Origin of the sequence: Caballeronia sp. LZ024, assembly GCF_031451455.1 — a bacterium.
Taxonomy (GTDB): domain Bacteria; phylum Pseudomonadota; class Gammaproteobacteria; order Burkholderiales; family Burkholderiaceae; genus Caballeronia; species Caballeronia telluris.
The window spans coordinates 1665119-1683235 of sequence record NZ_JARUXL010000001.1; the positions used below are offsets into that span (position 1 = coordinate 1665119).

At 65.3% G+C, this 18117-nt stretch carries 18 protein-coding genes; 15 read left to right on the forward strand and 3 right to left on the reverse strand.

Going from position 1 to position 18117, the window contains the following annotated elements; translation table 11 throughout:
• Positions 1–7: 7 nt before the first annotated feature.
• The 8 genes from QCE48_RS07630 to QCE48_RS07665 all read left to right on the forward strand — a co-directional run bounded on the left by QCE48_RS07630 (position 8) and on the right by QCE48_RS07665 (position 7923).
• On the forward strand, positions 8–1039 hold the full coding sequence (locus QCE48_RS07630) for a DNA polymerase III subunit delta' (protein WP_309785395.1): 1032 nt from the start codon (positions 8–10) through the stop codon (positions 1037–1039).
• A 19-nt stretch (positions 1040–1058) separates the two neighbouring features.
• Complete coding sequence (locus QCE48_RS07635; RefSeq protein ID WP_309785394.1) at positions 1059–1580, forward strand: N-acetyltransferase family protein; 522 nt, start codon at positions 1059–1061, stop codon at positions 1578–1580.
• Positions 1581–1632: 52 nt separating this feature from the next.
• Positions 1633–2421 (forward strand): TatD family hydrolase, encoded by a 789-nt coding sequence (locus tag QCE48_RS07640; RefSeq protein ID WP_309785393.1) that lies wholly within the window; start codon positions 1633–1635, stop codon positions 2419–2421.
• A gap of 29 nt (positions 2422–2450) precedes the next feature.
• Entirely contained in the window at positions 2451–3188 is a 738-nt protein-coding gene (locus QCE48_RS07645) for an ankyrin repeat domain-containing protein (protein WP_309785392.1), read from the forward strand.
• A 99-nt stretch (positions 3189–3287) separates the two neighbouring features.
• Positions 3288–3644 (forward strand): Rap1a/Tai family immunity protein, encoded by a 357-nt coding sequence (locus QCE48_RS07650; protein WP_309785391.1) that lies wholly within the window; start codon positions 3288–3290, stop codon positions 3642–3644.
• Between the two features lie 136 nt (positions 3645–3780).
• A complete protein-coding gene (locus tag QCE48_RS07655) occupies positions 3781–5040 on the forward strand; it encodes a mechanosensitive ion channel domain-containing protein (RefSeq protein WP_309785390.1) in 1260 nt (419 codons plus the stop codon).
• 138 nt (positions 5041–5178) lie between these two features.
• On the forward strand, positions 5179–6564 hold the full coding sequence (gene otsA / locus QCE48_RS07660) for an alpha,alpha-trehalose-phosphate synthase (UDP-forming) (RefSeq protein ID WP_309785389.1): 1386 nt from the start codon (positions 5179–5181) through the stop codon (positions 6562–6564).
• A 291-nt stretch (positions 6565–6855) separates the two neighbouring features.
• On the forward strand, positions 6856–7923 hold the full coding sequence (locus QCE48_RS07665) for a glycosyltransferase family 4 protein (RefSeq protein WP_309785388.1): 1068 nt from the start codon (positions 6856–6858) through the stop codon (positions 7921–7923).
• Positions 7924–8044: 121 nt separating this feature from the next.
• Here the strand turns inward: QCE48_RS07665 and QCE48_RS07670 are convergent, their stop codons facing one another.
• From QCE48_RS07670 to QCE48_RS07680, 3 genes are all read right to left on the reverse strand, one after another.
• Positions 8045–8635: a YSC84-related protein gene (locus QCE48_RS07670; RefSeq protein ID WP_309785387.1), complete on the reverse strand. Its 591-nt coding sequence runs from the start codon at positions 8633–8635 to the stop codon at positions 8045–8047.
• A gap of 421 nt (positions 8636–9056) precedes the next feature.
• Complete coding sequence (locus QCE48_RS07675; protein WP_309785386.1) at positions 9057–9527, reverse strand: hypothetical protein; 471 nt, start codon at positions 9525–9527, stop codon at positions 9057–9059.
• A 251-nt stretch (positions 9528–9778) separates the two neighbouring features.
• Complete coding sequence (locus tag QCE48_RS07680; protein ID WP_309785385.1) at positions 9779–10096, reverse strand: PsiF family protein; 318 nt, start codon at positions 10094–10096, stop codon at positions 9779–9781.
• A gap of 363 nt (positions 10097–10459) precedes the next feature.
• On the opposite strand from QCE48_RS07680, the gene QCE48_RS07685 reads away from it, so the two are divergent.
• The 7 genes from QCE48_RS07685 to QCE48_RS07715 all read left to right on the forward strand — a co-directional run.
• Positions 10460–10741, forward strand: coding sequence for a hypothetical protein (locus QCE48_RS07685; RefSeq protein ID WP_062633971.1), 282 nt, complete (start codon positions 10460–10462; stop codon positions 10739–10741).
• Positions 10742–10958: 217 nt separating this feature from the next.
• Positions 10959–11921, forward strand: coding sequence for a substrate-binding domain-containing protein (locus QCE48_RS07690; protein ID WP_309785383.1), 963 nt, complete (start codon positions 10959–10961; stop codon positions 11919–11921).
• Between the two features lie 192 nt (positions 11922–12113).
• Positions 12114–13763: a sugar ABC transporter ATP-binding protein gene (locus QCE48_RS07695; RefSeq protein ID WP_309785382.1), complete on the forward strand. Its 1650-nt coding sequence runs from the start codon at positions 12114–12116 to the stop codon at positions 13761–13763.
• Positions 13764–14765, forward strand: a complete 1002-nt coding sequence (locus tag QCE48_RS07700) for an ABC transporter permease (protein WP_309785381.1) — start codon at positions 13764–13766, stop codon at positions 14763–14765.
• Positions 14766–14974: 209 nt separating this feature from the next.
• Complete coding sequence (locus QCE48_RS07705) at positions 14975–16021, forward strand: LacI family DNA-binding transcriptional regulator (RefSeq protein ID WP_309785380.1); 1047 nt, start codon at positions 14975–14977, stop codon at positions 16019–16021.
• Positions 16022–16059: 38 nt separating this feature from the next.
• On the forward strand, positions 16060–17013 hold the full coding sequence (rbsK, locus tag QCE48_RS07710; protein ID WP_309785379.1) for a ribokinase: 954 nt from the start codon (positions 16060–16062) through the stop codon (positions 17011–17013).
• Between the two features lie 210 nt (positions 17014–17223).
• Positions 17224–18117, forward strand: an 894-nt coding sequence (locus QCE48_RS07715) for a Tar ligand binding domain-containing protein (RefSeq protein ID WP_309794106.1), incomplete at its 3' end; no start/stop codon positions are given.

Below are 18117 nucleotides of genomic sequence, written 5' to 3' on the forward strand. Positions count from 1 at the left end.
ATAAAACATGATCTATCCCTGGCAAACCGACAACTGGTCCCGGCTTCAGCAACTGCGCGCGCACTGGCCGCACGCGCTCTTGCTGCACGGCGAAGCCGGCATCGGCAAACTGAAGTTCGCGCAGCATCTCGCGCAGGGGCTGCTCTGCGAGGCGCGGCAGCAAAACGGCGAGCCTTGCGGCAAGTGCGCGGCGTGCGTGTGGTTCAGCCAGGGCAATCACCCGGACTACCGCGCGGTCGTACCCGAGGCGCTGGCGGCGCTCGTCGGCGCGCAGTCGGCCGAAGCGGACGAAAAGTCGGACGGCGACGAAGGCAAGAAAACGCGCACGCCGAGCAAGGAAATCAAGATCGAGCAGGTGCGCGCGCTCCTCGATTTCTGCACGCTCGGCTCGCATCGCGGCGGCGCGCGCGTCGTGCTGCTCTATCCGGCCGAGGCGCTCAATGTGGCTGCGGCCAACGCGCTGCTGAAGACGCTCGAAGAACCGCCTTCGGGCGTCGTGTTCCTGCTGGTCTCGGCGCGCGTCGACCGCCTGCTGCCGACGATCACCAGCCGCTGCCGCCAGTGGCCGATGGCCGTGCCGCAAGGCGACGCGGCGGTCGTCTGGCTCGCGCAGCAGGGCGTCGCCGATCCGGCGGCGTTGCTCGCGGAAGCCGGCGGCGCGCCGCTCGCCGCACTTGCGCTCGCCGCCGACGAAAACCGTCCGCTGCGCGATTTCACATTGGCGCAACTGGCGGCCGGCCCGAACTGCGACGCCTTCGCGTGCGGCGAAAACCTGCAGAAGCTGCCGGTGCCGTTGGTGCTCGGCTGGCTGCAGCGCTGGCTGTACGATTTGCTCGCGCAGCGCACGGCGGGGCGTCCGCGCTACTTTCCGAATGCCGCGAAGGCGCTGGATCGCTGCGCCCGTCAGGCCGACGGCGACGCGCTCGCCCGTTACATGAAGACGGTCACGCGCCAGCGCGCGGTGGAAAACCATCCGCTGAACGCGCGGCTCGTCTTCGAAGAGCTTTTCATCGGTTATCGCGACGTTTTCGCGAATTGAACATTTGCCACTGTCACACATGAGCCTCATCTACCGCGACGCCACGCTCGACGACCTGCCCGCCATCGTCGCCATCTACAATTCGACGGTGCCTTCGCGCCAGGTCACGGCCGACCTCGATCCGGTGACGGTCGAAAGCCGCGTCGCATGGTTTCATGCGCACGGGCCGCACGCCCGGCCGCTGTGGGTGGTGGAAGAGGGCGGCGAGATCGTCGCGTGGCTGAGTTTTTCCGACTTCTACGGTCGTCCGGCCTATTCGCGCACGGCCGAAGTCAGCATTTATCTCGATGAAAGCGCGCGCGGCAAAGGTCTCGGCAAGAAACTTCTGCAAGCTGCGCTCGAAAAAGCGCCCGAGCTTCAGATCGACACGGTGCTCGGCTTCGTCTTCGGACACAACGTGCCGAGCGTCAAACTCTTCCAGGCCTTCGGTTTCGAAGCGTGGGGCACGCTGCCGCGCGTGGCGGCGCTCGATGGCGTCGAGCGCGATCTCGTGATCCTCGGCCGGCGCCTCGGCGCGTCGCGCACCGCCGGAACCGCCTGATCCGCCTGATCCGCCTGATCCGCGCCGCGTCGAGTCAATACAGGAACGCCACATGTTCGTCGATTCACATTGCCACATCAATTTCGAAGGCCTGGCCGACCGCATGCCCGAAGTGCTCGCCAAGATGCGCGAGCTGCAGGTCACGCATGCGCTGTGCGTATCGGTCGACCTGGAAACGCTGCCTTCCGTGCTCGATCTCGCGGAAAAGCACGAGAACATCTACGCGTCGGTCGGTGTGCATCCCGACCACGAAGACGCCGAAGAGCCGAGCGTCGCGCAACTGGTCGAACTGGCGTCGCATCCGAAGGTCGTCGCGATCGGCGAGACGGGGCTCGACTATTACCGCCTGGAAGGCCGCAGCATCGCCGACATGGAGTGGCAGCGCGAGCGCTTTCGCACACATATCCGCGCCGCGCACGCGACGGGCAAGCCGCTCATCGTGCATACGCGCGCGTCGGCGGAAGACACGCTGCGCATCATGGAAGAAGAACGCGCGAGCGTGCCCGGCGGCGTGATGCACTGTTTCACCGAGCCGTGGAGCGTCGCCGCGCCCGCGCTTGCGCAAAATTTTTACATCTCGCTGTCGGGCATCGTCACGTTCAAGAGCGCGAAGGACGTGCAGGACGTCGCGCAACGCGTGCCGCTCGAACGGCTTCTGATCGAAACCGATTCGCCGTACCTCGCGCCCGTGCCGTATCGCGGCAAGCCGAATGAACCTGCTTACGTGAGTTATGTCGGACGTTTCATCGCGCAATTGCGCGGCGTGGCCGACGAAGCGCTTGCCGAAGCCACCACCGACAACTTCTTCCGGCTTTTCAAGATCGCGCGGCCGGGCGCGTGACGAACGCAACAACGCAATTCAAGGCTCACATGAACAACGACTCGATGCACCACGTTTCTTCTCCGGCTTCCAGGTTCGGTCACGCGCGCGCGGTGCTCGCGGGCGTCGTGCTGGCGGCCTGCGCGCTCGCTCAACCCGCGTTCGCCGCACCGGCCGATACGATGATCAAGGCCATCAAGTTCGACGACGTATCGGAGGTGAAAAAGCAGCTCGCGCAGGGCATGGACCCCAATCTCGTCGACAACACCGGCACGCCGCTCCTCGTGATCGCGGCGCGCGAGAAATCGGACAAGGTCGGCCAGGTTCTCGCCGGGAACCCGAAAACCGACCTCGAAAAACAGGACCCGGCGGGCGAAAACGCGATGATGCTCGCGGCGCTCAACGGCGACGCGACGTTCGTGAACCTCCTGATCGCGAAGGACGCCGAGGTGAACAAGAAGGGCTGGACGCCGCTGCATTACGCGGCAACCAACGGCCACGACGACATCGTGAAAATCCTGCTCGACCATTCGGCTTATATCGACGCCGGTTCGCCCAACGGCACGACGCCGCTGATGATGGCGGCGCGCGGCGGACATCTGTCGACGGTGAAACTGCTGCTCGACGAGGGCGCCGACCTGCGCGTGAAGAACCAGATCGGCATGACCGCGGTCGATTTCGCGCAGAAATACAACGAGAAGGACGTCGCGGAAGGGCTGGCGGCCCGTCTGCAGTCGATGCAGCAAGGCGCGAGCGCTCCGCAAAGCGGCGCAAACAGTGCAAAATAATGCGGCCGCCGGGGTTCGAAAGTCACGCGCGACGAACCGAACGGCCACAACCCTGACTGACCCACCCGAATGCAACCGCTCAACTAGAAAAGGAACATCATGCTGCGGTTTTTCGTGATGGCCGGTGTCCTTGCAATGCCGCTTTGCGCGGCCGCGTTCACCGGCAACGATCTCAACAAGCTTTGCACCAAAACCGATCCGGTGTCGCGCAGCGCGTGCGCGTCCTATATCGAAGGCGCCGCGGACGGCATTTACAACACGATCGAAGCGATCGGGGGAACCTCCGGCCCGCAAGTCGGACAATACTTTTGTCTGCCCGCCGACGTGAAGCCGCAACAACTCACCGACGCGGTGCGCAAGTACATCGCCGACAACCCCGACAAGGCGGGATTCAACGCCACCACGATGGTGTCGCTCGGCCTCGGCAAGGCATTTCCGTGCAAGGCGGAGCGCTGAACAGCGTGTGCTGATGCGGCCGGTCCGCGTGACCGGCCGCTTTTGCTTTAGCCCGGGCTTGCACCTTTGCCACGAGGCCTGCGTCGTATTCCGACCGTCGTCACACCTTCCATGCGAGGCTGATTCTACGACGCTCATGATCTCCTTCGACGATTTCATACGCATTGCCGAAGCGCCGTTGCACACGTGGCCCGGCGCGCTCGGCGTCGCGGCCCTCGGCGTGGCGTTCGCGATCGGCGTGCATCGCGTGGGTGCGCGCATCCTCGTGCGCATCGCGCGGCCCTATCCGCTGATGAGCGTCGTGCTGCGCTATATCGACACGCCCGCGCTCGTCCTGCTGATCATCCTCGCGCTCGGTTTCGTGCTGTTCGAGGCGCCCGACACGTTGCCCTTCGCCGCCGTGCTGCGCGATCTCGCGACTGTCGCGCTGATCGTCGCGCTGACGTTTCTCGCGGCGCGCTCCGCGAGCGCGGTCGGCGAGGCGATCGTGCAGGCGCATCCGCTCGACACCGAGAACAACCTCCACGCGCGCCGCATCCACACGCAGGCACGCGTGCTCGCGCGTTCGGTGATGGTCGTGATCGTGATCATCGGGTTCGGCGGCGCGCTGATGACCTTCCCGAGCGTGCGTCAGATCGGCGCGAGCCTGCTCGCGTCGGCGGGCGTCGCGGGGCTGGTCGCCGGTATCGCCGCGCGGCCAGTGCTCGGCAACCTGATCGCGGGCTTGCAGATCGCGCTTTCGCAGCCGATCCGGCTCGATGATGTCGTCGTGATTCAGGGCGAATGGGGGCGCGTCGAGGAAATCACCGGCACTTACGTGTCGATCCGCATCTGGGACCAGCGCCGTCTGATCGTGCCGCTGCAATGGTTTATCGAGAATCCGTTCACGAACTGGACGCGCAACAGCTCGCAAATCATCGGAACGGTGTTCTTCTACGTCGATTACCGCATGCCGATCCTGCCGCTGCGCGAGGAATTGGAGCGCATTCTGGAGCACGCGCCGGAGTGGGACGGTCGCGTGCAGGTGCTGCAAGTCACCGACGCCACCGAGCGCTCGATGCAATTGCGCGTGCTCGTCAGTTCGTTCGACTCGGGTCTGAACTGGGATCTGCGCTGCCGCGTGCGCGAGGGGCTCCTCAACTTCGTGCAGGCGGCGTATCCGCAGTTCCTGCCGCGCACGCGGGCCGATTTGTCGTCGGACAAGGAGCATCTCGCGCACACCGAATTCGCGCCGCCGCTCGAACGCACGGGACCCGCGCCGAAAGCGGCGAGCACGGCCAATACGGCCGCCGATCCGGTCGCGAGCCGCGGCGAGCGCTCAGGGCCCGACCGGGCGGCGCATGCGATGGCTTCGACCACGCCGCAGTCGTCGGCCGAAACGGGCACGCGGCGCTAGCCATCCGGACGATAGCGCCGGAAACCCCGCGCCTTGGCGCGAGTCGTAAAATCAGACGCGGTTCGACGTATCGCCCGCCCGACGCCGGTGCGCATCGTCGAACGCGAACCCATCCAAGCTCGAAGCAAGGAGAAATGCATGAGTCGCCTGGTTGTCGTATCCAATCGCGTTGCCTCGCCCACCGAAACCAAGGGTTCGGCGGGCGGGCTTGCCGTCGGCGTGTTCGGCGCGCTGAAGGACAGCGGGGGCGTCTGGTTCGGCTGGAGCGGCGACGTGGTGAGCGAGAGCGTGGCGAACTCCGGACCGACGCTCGTTCAGGACGGCGCCGTGACCTTCGCAACGGTCGGCCTGCCGAAGAAGGACTACGACCAGTATTACCGCGGCTTTTCCAATGCGACGCTCTGGCCGGTCTTCCACTATCGCAACGACCTGGCGGTGTACGACCGCGAGGAATACGCGGGCTATCGGCGGGTGAATTCGTGGCTCGCGCACAAGGCGATCAAGCTCTTGCAACCCGACGACATCGTCTGGGTCCACGACTATCATCTGATTCCGTTCGGAGAAGCGCTGCGTTCCGAAGGCGTGACGAATCGAATGGGATTTTTCCTGCACATTCCGTTTCCGTCGCCGCAGATTCTGCTGAACATCCCGCCGCATGCGGAACTCGTGAAGTCGCTGTGCTGCTATGACGTCGTCGGATTTCAGACGGAAGGCGACCGCGTCGCGTTTCACGACTACATCGTGCGCCACGCGCACGGCACGGCCACGCCCGACGGGCAGGTCAAGGCGTTCGGTCGCAAGCTCAAGACAGGCGTCTACCGGATCGGCGTGTTTCCGGACGAAATCGCCGAGCAGGCGCGTCGCGGCGAGGCGCGGCAAGATGTGATGGACCTGAAGCAGAGCCTCGAAGGCCGCAAGCTCATCATGAGCGTCGACCGGCTCGATTATTCGAAGGGTCTCGTCGAACGGTTTCGCGCGTTCGAGCAGTTCCTTGAGAAGTCGCCGGAGTGGCGCGGCAACGTGACGCTCGTGCAGATCGCGCCGCCGACGCGTTCGGACGTCGACACCTATCAGCAGATCCGCCAGAACCTCGAATACGAAGCGGGGCGCATCAACGGCCGCTATTCAGGCCTCGACTACACGCCGATCCGCTACCTCAACCAGCGATACGATCGCTGGAAACTGATGTCACTGTTCCGGGAATCGCAGATCGGGCTTGTCACGCCGTTGCGCGACGGCATGAATCTCGTCGCGAAGGAATACGTCGCCGCGCAGAATCCCGACGATCCGGGCGTGCTGGTGCTGTCGCAGTTCGCCGGCGCCGCCGACGAAATGACGGGTGCGCTGATGGTCAATCCGCACGACATCGTCGGCATGAGCGATGCGATTGGGCGCGCGCTCTCGATGCCGCTCGCCGAGCGCCAGGAGCGCTACAAGACCAACATGATCGCGTTGCGCGAAAACGATCTGGGTGTGTGGCGCGACAATTTCCTGGCCGATTTGCGGGGCGTACCGAACAAATAGCGCGCTTCCGGTCTTTCCCTGCGAGTGTTTCCTGAATGTAACAGGGCAATGTAAATGAAAGAGTCGGCTGTTTCCGGCCGACTCGCGTCGATAATGATTCTGCGCGCGATGGTGGCGCGCAGCGCCAGTTAGGGCAAACCTCGTTGTCCGCCGCGTCGCGCGACTGTCATACTCGTGCGCCCGGACGGCCGCGCGCCGAGCCGGTGCGACGGCGCGCGTTCATGAAGACACATCGCACACGCGAACGAGCGCCCGACATCACGAGAAGTGAAGACCCGTGGAGACGAATCGATGAGAATTGCCCAGATTGCCCCTCTGACCGAGTCGGTTCCGCCGAAGCTGTATGGCGGCACCGAGCGCGTCGTGTCCTATATCACCGAGGCGCTCGTCGAACTCGGCCACGACGTGACGCTGTTTGCAACCGGCGATTCGCAGACGAAAGCGACCCTTGAAGCCGTCTGGCCGCGCGCGCTGCGCCTCGACCCGGCCATCCGCGACCGGATCGCCCCGCACATGCTGCTGATGGAGATGGTCCGCCGCCGCGCCGACGAATTCGACGTGCTCCATTTCCACATGGACTATTACTCGTTTTCGCTCTTCAAGCGGCAGGACACGCCGTTCGTCACGACGCTGCATGGCCGGCTCGACCTGCCGGAGCAGCAACCCGTCTTCGATACGTTCAACACGGCGCCGGTGATCTCGATCTCGGATTCGCAGCGTCATCCGCTGCCGCAGGCGAAGTGGCTGACGACCGTCTATCACGGCCTGCCGGAGAAGCTCTACGAACCGCAGCCCGTCGAACAGAAGTACCTCGCGTTTCTCGGACGCATCTCGCCGGAAAAGCGCGTGGACACCGCGATCCGCATCGCGGGCCGCTGCGGGATGCAGATCAAGATCGCGGCCAAGGTCGATTCCGCCGATCACGAGTACTTCGAGCGCGAAATTGCGCCGCTGCTCGAACTGCCTTACGTGGAATTCGTCGGCGAGATCAACGACAGTCAGAAGGCCGACTTTCTCTCGGGCGCGCATGCGCTGCTCTTTCCGATCGACTGGCCGGAGCCCTTCGGCCTCGTGATGATCGAGTCGATGGCGTGCGGCACGCCGGTGATCGCGTTCAATCGCGGCGCCGTGCCCGAAGTGATCGACGAGGGCATTTCGGGCTTCATCGTCGAGGACGAGATCGGCGCGGTGGCGGCCGTGAACCGTCTGCATACGCTCTCGCGCGCACGCGTGCGGCAGCGCTTCGAGGAGCGCTTCACGTCGCACCGGATGGCGCAGCAGTATGTCGACGCCTACCAGGCTGTCGTGCGGGCGCAAAAGCGCGCGCGTTTCAAGCTGATCGACCGCGCGACGACCTGAGCTTCAGGCGAGCGTCCCGGTAAAAGACAAAACCGCCGCGCGGCACGACCCGGAAGTCGTACCGCGCGGCGGTTTTGCTTTGCCGCGCGCCCTATGCCGGCCGAAGCCGGCACGCGGTGCGTCAGATCTTCAGCTTCGAGACCTTCGTGCCGGCGAGCGAAACGTCGGCCATCAGGCCGGCATTCGTCAGGATGAACGCTTCGACCGGTGCGGTGGCCGTGGTCGTGTCGACCGTGCCGTTCGCGCCCATCTTCACGAGCGCGACCGATGCGTCGACGCCGGCAGCCCAGCCGTCGGAGTTGCGGAACTTGTCGAGCGCGTCCTGCGTCATGAAAAGGAAAATCAGCGACTTCGATTGCGCGCCGGCTTGCAGACCGACCGATGCCGAGGTCGTGCTGTAGTAGCCGACCGTGCCGCCGCCGACACGCAGCGCGCCCTTGCCGTATTGCGCGCCGATCACGAAGCCCGCCTGAATGACCGACGGGAACACCAGCACGCCGCGCGACTTCGCGACGAGCTCGCGCGAACCGCGCACGGTCGCATACAGACGCTGCATGGTCGCATCGACGTCGGCGTCGATGGAGCGCCGTTCGTCCGAATCACCGGCTGTCTTTTGCTCGCCCTTGTTCGAGGTCGTCGTGCAGCCGGCAAGCGCGAGGCCTCCCAGAGCAAGCGCAGCAGTCGACTTGAGCATGAAGTTTCGTCTTTGCATCATTTTTCTCCATCGTGGTCTTGGGAAACCCCATATAAGCGGGAGGGTGCAGCATGCGAAGTTATAGCACAGCAACCTGCGCACAACGTTTCGTGAGAATCGCGCCAAGCCTTGTCCCGCTTGGGTCGGCTGATCCTTCACAGAGTCGGGCGGTAATTTTGACTCCCGAGCTTACTCCGTTTTACAACGCTTTTGCGCGGTTTTAAACGGGCGTTTGCACTGAGTTTTGCGCGCCGCCCGAAACCGTTTCTACGATCCTCGTCGCCGAGGGGCGTCGGCAAAGCGGTCAAAACTACCCGCGCCATTGGTATGAGGATCGATCCGAAGGATCACGGAAATCGCCCTGCCATGTTGCGCGAATGCCGCATTCTGTTCACAGCGGGAGTGCACAGCAACGAGCGTGCCAGGGCGGGAACGCCTTTTAGTGTTGCGTCGTCGATTCGACTTCCGGGCGGCCCGCGTGCGGCTGCTGCGAAGGGCGGCGCAGTACCCGCCGGATCGCGCCGATCACGACGCCCAACCCGAACAGGAACGCCGCCGGCACGACCCAGTAGCCGACGAACGCATGCCATAGATATCCGGCGAGGATGCTCTTGCGATGCTCGTATTCGTCGATGGCGTCCTGATGCTTCGCCGCGTTGGCGGCGAGCACGTCGGCCGGACAGCCGGCGGTGCGGGCTTCGTCGGGCATGCCATGACAGCGCGCGGGCGCGCCTTGAGTGCGCTGGACATCGGTGAATTGCCACGTCGACAGCGCGCGTTCGAGATCGACCTTGTTATAGGCCATCTCTTCGCGGATCTCGCTGACCGCGACGATCATCACCGGGACCGCCCAGAAGACGATCACCAGCAGCCACCGCCGGAACCAGCGGTTCTTGTGTTTCCAGGCCATCCACTGTCTCCGTCCGATGCAATGCTGCAAGCCGGAAAAGCCGCGGCGGCCGATGGCGCGTTTCTCGTTCGAATGTGGGGGCCGCCTTCGCGCATCTTATGAGAAAAAGGCGGGCTCGCGTATCACCTTTATAGGTGCGCTGCAATATGAGCGGGGCGAAATGCCGCGCGGATCTCGTGACGAGTATCGGCGGGAAGGGGAGCCGGGCCGTTGCGGCCCGGCGCGATGGCTTATCTGGCGCGAGTGCGCGTTCAGCCCTTCGTGCTCAGACAATCCTTCATGTACGCCTTGCGTTCGTCGCCCTTCTTGCCGGTCGCCGACTTGTTGCACGCGGTCATCTTCTCCTGCTGCGTCATCGGTGTCGACGCCGCGGCGGGCGCATCTGCCGAGAGACAGCTCTTCATGAACGCCTTGCGCTCGTCGCCCTTCTTGTCGGTTGCCTGCTTGTTGCACTCGGTCATCTTCGACTGCTGGCTGTTCGCGGCGAACGCGCCGGGCGCGGCGAGCGCCATGCCGAGCACGGCCACGGCGACGCTCGACTGGATGAATCGGTTGGATCGGATGTTCATGTGACGCTCCCTTGAGTTGGTTTTCGACTTGATGGCTTCTTGGAGGACGGCGAGGCGAGAAAAACATCGAAGCGCCGCCTGCAGACTGGCGTTCGCCAGCGCATTATGGCAAACCGAATATCGCGATTGTGCGACGTCAGGGGAAATCGGGACGCGGCAGCCGGCCAGTTGTCCTCGACGCGGTTCGCAGGAACGCTTCACCGGCTGTAAGCTGCACGAGCGCGCGCCTGTGCATCCAGCGGATTCGCCTTACAGTCGCTTGAAGTAGCGTCGATCCCGTCCGGAACATCGCTCGCAGACCATCGCGCGCCTCACGTTGCACGACCACAACAGCCACACGAAAACCGATCGAAGGAGTCGCTCATGTCTACCCCACTGTCCGATCACTACAAAGGCTTCGAAATCAAGGTGCAGGCATTGCGGCGCGCGAAGGAACGCGACGAACCCGACGACGGCCCGCGGCATTTCGACATCGTCGTGACCATTTCGCGCAGTTCCAGCGGCGAGAGCGGCCGCGCGGAAATGTTCGGCGTGCCGGACCAGGAGCCGTTCGAAAGCCCGATCGACGCGACGCGCGCCGGCATCGACTACGCGCGCGACATCATCGACAACAAGGTGGAAGGCCAGTCGGTCGACGAACTGTAAGCGCGCGTTCAGGTCGGCCGCGACCACGGGCGATGCCCGGTTGACCGGAGGCGCGCCGCAACCGAGAATCGACGGCGGGCGGCAGCGGGAACCGTGCGCACGCGTCATGCGTCACATGCAAGCGGCGGCCGCATGGCGTTCCGATCGCTGCCTGCCGCAACTGCCTTTCGAAGCTGCACGAACCAGACAACGCACAACGATATAACTGGAGATACGCATGAACCGAAACATTCGCCGGCGCGTCCTTTCGGCCGCCGTCGCGCTGGCCGTCTGTACCGTCCTGCCGCTGCCGTTTTCCGTCGCCCAGGCGCAAACGCCGGCGAAGCCGAAAGTCGCGCTCGTGATGAAGTCGCTCGCCAACGAGTTCTTCCTCACGATGGAAACCGGCGCGAAGGACTACCAGAAGCACAACGCCAGCCAGTTCGACCTGATCACGAACGGCATCAAGGACGAAACCGATACCGCGAACCAGATCCGCATCGTCGAGCAGATGATCGTCTCGAAGGTCGACGCGCTCATCATCGCGCCGGCCGATTCGAAAGCGCTCGTGCCGGTCATCAAGAAGGCGGTCGATGCGGGCATCATCGTCGTCAATATCGACAACCGGCTCGATCCGGACGTGCTCAAGTCGAAGGACCTGAACGTGCCGTTTGTCGGCCCGGACAACCGCAAGGGCGCGAAGAAGGTCGGCGACTACCTCGCGAAGCGCCTGAAATCCGGCGACGACGTCGCGATCATCGAAGGCGTTTCGACGACGACCAACGCGCAGCAGCGCACCGCCGGCTTCAAGGATGCAATGGAAGCGGGCGGCATGAAGGTCGTCGCGCTCCAGTCGGGCGACTGGGAAATCGACAAGGCCAATGCGGTCGCCGGCCAGATCCTCAACGCCAATCCGACCGTGAAGGCGCTGCTCTGCGGCAACGACAACATGGCGCTCGGCGCGGTCTCGGCGATCCGCGCGGCGGGCAAGGCCGGCAAGGTGCAGGTGGTCGGCTACGACAACATCAACGCGATCAAGCCGATGTTGAAGGACGGCCGCGTGCTCGCCACCGCCGACCAGTACGCGGCGAAACAGGCCGTGTTCGGCATCGACGTCGCGCTGAAGGCGATCGCGGGCCACAAGAAGCAGTCGGAGTTGTCGGGCGTGGTGGAAACGCCGGTCGAACTGGTCACGAAGTAACGCTGCGGCCACGCGTGCGCCGTTCGTGCTGGAAAGCCTAAAGTTTTCCCGGACGGCGCCGATAAACCGGTGAAGAGCGTGAATCCCGGCATGCCGCGCGCCGTGGGCCGGCCGCACTGGAGAAGCGAACGCGGCGCCCGCGATTCGCGCGCCCCGGAAGAAGCGAGCGTCGCTTTTTCCACTAGGAACAGGATGCCCAACCAAGCCCAACCTGCAACCGCCATCGACGGACCGGGAGCGCCTGCCGTGCTCAGCGTCGCCGGGATCGGCAAGAGCTATGTCGAGCCGGTCCTGTCGGACGTCTCGCTCGAGCTGCACGCCGGCGAAGTGCTCGCGCTGACGGGCGAGAACGGCGCGGGCAAGAGCACGCTGTCGAAGATCGTCGGCGGGCTCGTCACGCCGACGACCGGCACGATGACGCTTGCCGGGACGCCTTACGCGCCCGCGAGCCGCAGCGCCGCCGAGGCGCTCGGCGTGCGCATGGTGATGCAGGAACTGAATCTGCTGCCGACGCTGTCGGTCGCGGAGAACCTCTTTTTGAACCGGCTGCCGACGAAGGGCGGCCGGCTCGGCTGGATCGACCGCCGCACGCTTGCCGAGAACGCGCGCCACGCGATGGCGCAGGTCGGGCTCGATGCGATCGATCCCGACACGCCGGTCGCCGCGCTCGGCATCGGCCATCAGCAGATGGTGGAGATAGCCCGCAACCTGATCGGCGATTGCCGCGTGCTGATTCTCGACGAACCCACCGCGATGCTGACCGCGCGCGAAGTCGATCTGCTGTTCGAGCAGGTCGAACGCCTGAAGGCGCGCGGCGTGGCGCTCGTCTTTATCTCGCACCGGCTGGACGAACTGAAGCGCATCGCCGAGCGCGCGGCCGTGCTGCGCGACGGACGTCTGGTTCACGTCGGCGCCATGCACGAACTGTCGAGCGAGCGGATCGTCACGCTGATGGTCGGGCGCGACATCGGCGAGCGGATCGATCTCGGCGAACGGCGGATCGGCGAGGTGGCGTTGAAGGTGGAAGGCATGACGCGCGGAAACGTCGTGCGCGATGTGTCGTTCGAGGTTCGCGCAGGCGAGATTTTCGGGGTGAGCGGGCTGATTGGCGCGGGGCGCACGGAACTGATGCGCCTCATCTACGGCGCGGACGAAGCCGATGCGGGCGTCGTGAAAGTGGCGCACAAAGGGCCGCTCAAAGCCGCGCGGATCGCCTCGCCGGCGGACGCCGTGAAGCACGGCATCGCGCTCATCACCGAGGACCGCAAGGGCGAAGGCCTCCTGCTGCCGCTGCCGATCGCCGCGAACATTTCGCTTGGCAACATCGGCGAGGTGGCGCGACACGGCATCGTCGACGCGAAAAAGGAAGCCGCGCTCGCGCAGACGCAGATCGACGCGATGCGCATCCGCAGCTCGGGCCCGGCGCAGGCGGTGTCGGAACTGTCGGGCGGCAACCAGCAAAAGGTGGTGATCGGCCGCTGGCTCGCGCGCGACTGCACGGTGCTGCTCTTCGACGAACCGACGCGCGGCATCGACGTCGGCGCGAAGTTCGACATCTACGCGCTGATGGGCGCGCTCGGGCGGCAGGGGCGCGCGCTCGTCGTGGTGTCGAGCGATCTGCGCGAACTGATGCTGATCTGCGACCGGATCGGCGTGATGTCCGCCGGACGCATGACGGGCGTGTTCAGCCGCGAGACCTGGTCGCAGGATGCGCTGCTCGCCGCCGCGTTCGCGGGTTACGCGAATCGCGAGGCGATCATGCACGAGCCGCTCGCACCCGATGCGAAGGCGCCCGACATGCCGGGCGCGAGCGCGGCGGACAACAACACGTTGGAGCATTGAATGACGAGCCAGCCGAGCGAAACCGATGTGCCGGCCGAGCCGCCGAAGGCGGCGAAGGCGGTCGGCACGCGACTGGGGTTTTCGAACTATCTCGGCCTCGCGGGCGCGCTGATCGCGATGATCGCGCTGTTCTCGACGCTGAGTTCGCACTTTCTCACCTACGACACGTTCAGCACGATCGCGAACCAGATTCCGGATCTCGTCGTAATGTCGGTCGGCATGACCTTCGTGCTGATCATCGCGGGGATCGACCTGTCGGTCGGATCGGTGCTGGCGCTGGGCGCGTCGGTGGTGAGCGTGGCCGCGCTGCAGTGGCACTGGCCGGCGTTTCCCGCCGCGCTGCTCGGGCTCGCGGCCGCCGCGCTGACCGGCACGGTGACCGGCATGGTGACGGTCGCGTGGCGGATTCCGTCGTTCATCGTGTCGCTCGGCGTGCTCGAAGCGGCGCGCGGACTCGCGTACCAGATGACGAATTCGCGCACGGCCTACATCGGCGACGCGTTCGATTTTCTGTCGAATCCAATTGCTTTTGGAATTTCCCCTGCATTTTTGATCGCAGTTGCCGTAATGATAGTGGCGCACCTCATACTCACCCGGACGGTGTTCGGGCGTTATCTGGTCGGAATCGGCACCAACGAGGAAGCCGTGCGGCTCGCGGGCGTCAATCCGCGGCCCTACAAGGTGATCGTGTTCGCGCTGATGGGCGCGCTGTCCGGCCTCGCGGCCCTGTTTCAGATTTCCCGGCTCGAAGCCGCCGATCCGAACGCGGGCGCGGGGCTCGAACTACAGGTGATCGCGGCGGTCGTGATCGGCGGGACGAGCCTGATGGGCGGCCGCGGCTCCGTGATCAGCACTTTTTTTGGCGTGTTGATCATTTCGGTGCTGGCGGCGGGACTCGCGCAGATCGGCGCGAACGAGCCTACCAAGCGCATCATCACGGGTGCCGTGATCGTGGTGGCGGTCGTGCTCGACACGTATCGCAGCAGGAAAAGGCGTGCGTGAACACAGCGCGGAACAGAATCGGACACGAGCCGGACACGAGTCGGCACGGCAAGGAAGCAGGAAGCAACACGACAGAGCGGGTGACCGGACGGGGAACATCGACCGTCGAGGCGGATCGATGAAAGCAAGCGCGCGTAAGGGTTGCGCGTGCCGGTAGCCCTCCATCAAAAAAAGCAGGAAGCAGGACCCAAGCCGGAGAAGGACCAAGTATGGCGACGATCAAAGACGTGGCGGCCATTGCAGGGGTGTCGTTTACGACGGTATCCCACGTAGTGAACAATTCGAGGCCGGTTTCGGCCGATGTACGGGCGAAAGTCGAGCGCGCGATCCGCGAACTGGACTACGTGCCGTCGGCGGTCGCGCGCTCGCTGAAGGCGCGCTCGACGGCGACGATCGGCTTGCTCGTGCCCAACGCCACCAATCCGTATTTCGCGGAGTTGGCGCGCGGTGTCGAGGACGGCTGCGCGAAGAACGGCTACTGCGTGTTCTTCTGCAATTCCGACGACGACCCCGCCAAGCAGCGCAACTACCTGCGCGTGCTGCAGGAAAAACGCATCGACGGGCTCGTGATCGCCTCGGCGGGCGAGGACGCGGTGCTCGCGCAGTCGCTCGCGAGTTCGCGCGAGCCGCTCGTGATCGTCGACCGCAATATCGAGGGCATCTCGGCCGATCTCGTGCAGATCGACCACGAAAAGGGCGCTTACCTCGCAACCCGACATCTGCTGCAACTCGGCCACGCGGAAATCGGCTGCATCACGGGGCCGGTGTCGACGGCGGTGAGCGCGATGCGCGTGCATGGCTTCATCCGCGCGATGGCGGAGCGCGGCATCGAGATCGAGCCGGGCGCGATCGTCGAAAGCGATTTTTCCGCGACGGGCGGTTACGCGGCGGCCTCGCAACTGTTCGATTCGATGAAGCCGAGCGCGATCTTCGCGTGCAACGACATGATGGGCATCGGCGCCTTGCGGGCGGCGGCGGAGCGCAAGATCAGCGTGCCCGGCGACTGTTCGATCATCGGTTTCGACGACGTCGAACTGAGCCGCTACACGTATCCGGCGCTGTCGACGGTCGGTCAGTCGGTGCGCGCGCTGGGCGAAATGGCCGCGCTGACGCTGATCGACCGTATCACCGGCAAGCTCGCCGGCACGACGCGCCGGCGCGTGGTCCCGCCGCGCCTCCTGTGGCGCGAATCGACGGCGGTGGTCTCCGAAACGCGCGTGCCGAGGCGCGCCGCCGCACAGAAGGGCAGCGCCTGACGACGCGGCCTGAACCCAGAACGGAGACGAATTTGCCCATGACGGCCGCTCAAACCGCGCCTGCCAGCTCATCCAACGACGACCGCCGCGGCCGCGTGGTCGTGGTCGGCAGCCTGAACATGGACCTCGTCGCGCGGGCGCCGCGCTTGCCCAAGCCGGGCGAAACGCTCGCCGGGCACGCGTTCGCGCAGGTGCCGGGCGGCAAGGGCGGCAACCAGGCGGTGGCGGCGGCACGGCTCGGCGCGCAGGTCGCGATGCTCGGCTGCATCGGCGACGATCCGAACGGCGCGACGCTCAGGCAGGGTCTCGAAGCCGAGTCGATCGACTGCGCGGCGCTCGGCACGAGCGCATCGCCGACGGGCGTCGCGCTGATCATCGTCGACGACGGCAGCCAGAACGCGATCGTCATCGTCGCGGGCAGCAACGCCGACGTCACGCCGCAGACGATCGCCCGGAACGAAGCGCTGCTCGCCACGGCGGACGTGATCGTCTGCCAGCTCGAAACGCCGCCGGACACCGTGCGCGCGACGCTGGCCGCGGGCCGGCGCCTCGGGAAGACGACCATCCTCAATCCGGCTCCGGCCGCGAACGCGCTGCCCGACGACTGGTTCGCGCTCATCGACTATCTGATCCCGAACGAACTGGAAGCCGCGACGCTCTCCGGCATCGAGATCGCCACGCCCGACGACGCCCGTCGCGCCGCTCTCGCACTGCGGCAAAAAGGGGCCCGCAACGTCATCGTGACGCTCGGATCGCAAGGCGTGTTCGCGCTTCTCGGCGACGGCGCGGGCAAGCACATCGGCGCGCCCACGGTGCAGGCCGTCGACACCACTGCGGCCGGCGACACCTTTATCGGCGGGTTCGCTGCGGAACTGGCGCGGGGCCGCGCGGTAGCTGCGGCGATTGCGTTCGGCCAGCGCGCGGCGGCGGTGGCGGTCACACGCGAGGGCGCCCAGCCCTCGATTCCGCACCGCAGCGAAATCGCGGAATAAACGTCTTCAGCGAGCGCATAAAACGAACGTTTGTTCGCGCGCCGCCCGGCGTCCTACGGAAAAATTTCCTCAAGTGAGCGCGGCACAGGCCGTAATCCCGAGATAAGCGGCGCGCACGGCGTCCCGCTTGCGGCGACGGCGCAAGGCTGTCGGCGATCCCACTGACCGCAATCGCTTCCGGCCTCAAGACACCGGGCATCAAGGACAATCATGACCAAGAGTTTGACGATCAAGGCGCGCCTCGGCCTTTCGATGGCGTTTCTCGGCGCACTGCTCATCGCGATCGGCGCGCTCGGCCTGATCGGCATGAGCCGTTCCAACGACGCATTCCTCGATACGTTCTCCAACCAGATGCCGAGCGCGATCGCGGTCGGCAACACGGAGCTGTACGCTGCGCGCGAGCGCCTCGTGTTCGATCGCGCGGCGCTGCTCGCGGGCACCCCGGAGGCGACGGCGACCATCGACCGCGCGCGCATGATGCGCGAGCGCGCCGACAACTACTGGAAGGAATACAACTCGATGCCGCAGTCGCCGTCCGAAAAGGCGCTCGCGGACACCGCGCAGGCCCGGCGACTCGAACTGCAAAAACGTGTGGACGCAGGCATCGCGGCCGTCGTCGCCAACGATCACGACCGCATCGTGAGCGCGGCCAAGGAAATGCAGGCGAGCTACAACGATCTGTCGAACGCCAACGACGCGCTGCGCAAGGAACTCACGGAAGGCTCGCGCCGGGCTTACGACGAATCGCAACAGCGCTTCGGCCTGTTCCGCACGATGAGCATCGGTGCGATCGTCGCGGGACTGCTGGCCGCCGCCTTCGCGTGGGTGTCGCTGCGCCGCGCCATCGCCCGTCCGCTCGACGAGGCGCTCGCGCAGTTCGACGCCATCGCCGCGGGCGACCTGCGCCGCAAGGTCCACGTGAGTTCGAACGATGAAATGGGCCAGTTGCTGCGCGGCCTCGCGAAGATGCAGGCGAGCCTCGTCGGCACCGTCGAAACGATGCGCTCGGGCAGCGAATCCATCGCCTCGGCGACCAAGCAGATCGCGGCGGGCAACATCGATCTGTCTTCGCGCACGGAAGAGCAGGCTTCGGCGCTGCAGGAA

Excerpts from the sequence above, each read along its gene's own strand:
- QCE48_RS07650 (WP_309785391.1), top strand. The coding sequence starts at position 3,288 with ATGCTGCGGTTTTTCGTGATGGCCGGTGTCCTTGCAATGCCGCTTTGC.
- QCE48_RS07675 (WP_309785386.1), bottom strand. The coding sequence starts at position 9,527 with ATGGCCTGGAAACACAAGAACCGCTGGTTCCGGCGGTGGCTGCTGGTG.
- QCE48_RS07640 (WP_309785393.1), top strand. The coding sequence starts at position 1,633 with ATGTTCGTCGATTCACATTGCCACATCAATTTCGAAGGCCTGGCCGAC.
- QCE48_RS07700 (WP_309785381.1), top strand. The coding sequence starts at position 13,764 with ATGACGAGCCAGCCGAGCGAAACCGATGTGCCGGCCGAGCCGCCGAAG.
- rbsK (WP_309785379.1), top strand. The coding sequence starts at position 16,060 with ATGACGGCCGCTCAAACCGCGCCTGCCAGCTCATCCAACGACGACCGC.
- QCE48_RS07630 (WP_309785395.1), top strand. The coding sequence starts at position 8 with ATGATCTATCCCTGGCAAACCGACAACTGGTCCCGGCTTCAGCAACTG.
- QCE48_RS07690 (WP_309785383.1), top strand. The coding sequence starts at position 10,959 with ATGAACCGAAACATTCGCCGGCGCGTCCTTTCGGCCGCCGTCGCGCTG.
- QCE48_RS07695 (WP_309785382.1), top strand. The coding sequence starts at position 12,114 with ATGCCCAACCAAGCCCAACCTGCAACCGCCATCGACGGACCGGGAGCG.
- QCE48_RS07685 (WP_062633971.1), top strand. The coding sequence starts at position 10,460 with ATGTCTACCCCACTGTCCGATCACTACAAAGGCTTCGAAATCAAGGTG.
- otsA (WP_309785389.1), top strand. The coding sequence starts at position 5,179 with ATGAGTCGCCTGGTTGTCGTATCCAATCGCGTTGCCTCGCCCACCGAA.
- QCE48_RS07670 (WP_309785387.1), bottom strand. The coding sequence starts at position 8,635 with ATGCAAAGACGAAACTTCATGCTCAAGTCGACTGCTGCGCTTGCTCTG.
- QCE48_RS07665 (WP_309785388.1), top strand. The coding sequence starts at position 6,856 with ATGAGAATTGCCCAGATTGCCCCTCTGACCGAGTCGGTTCCGCCGAAG.
- QCE48_RS07635 (WP_309785394.1), top strand. The coding sequence starts at position 1,059 with ATGAGCCTCATCTACCGCGACGCCACGCTCGACGACCTGCCCGCCATC.
- QCE48_RS07680 (WP_309785385.1), bottom strand. The coding sequence starts at position 10,096 with ATGAACATCCGATCCAACCGATTCATCCAGTCGAGCGTCGCCGTGGCC.
- QCE48_RS07705 (WP_309785380.1), top strand. The coding sequence starts at position 14,975 with ATGGCGACGATCAAAGACGTGGCGGCCATTGCAGGGGTGTCGTTTACG.
- QCE48_RS07645 (WP_309785392.1), top strand. The coding sequence starts at position 2,451 with ATGAACAACGACTCGATGCACCACGTTTCTTCTCCGGCTTCCAGGTTC.
- QCE48_RS07655 (WP_309785390.1), top strand. The coding sequence starts at position 3,781 with ATGATCTCCTTCGACGATTTCATACGCATTGCCGAAGCGCCGTTGCAC.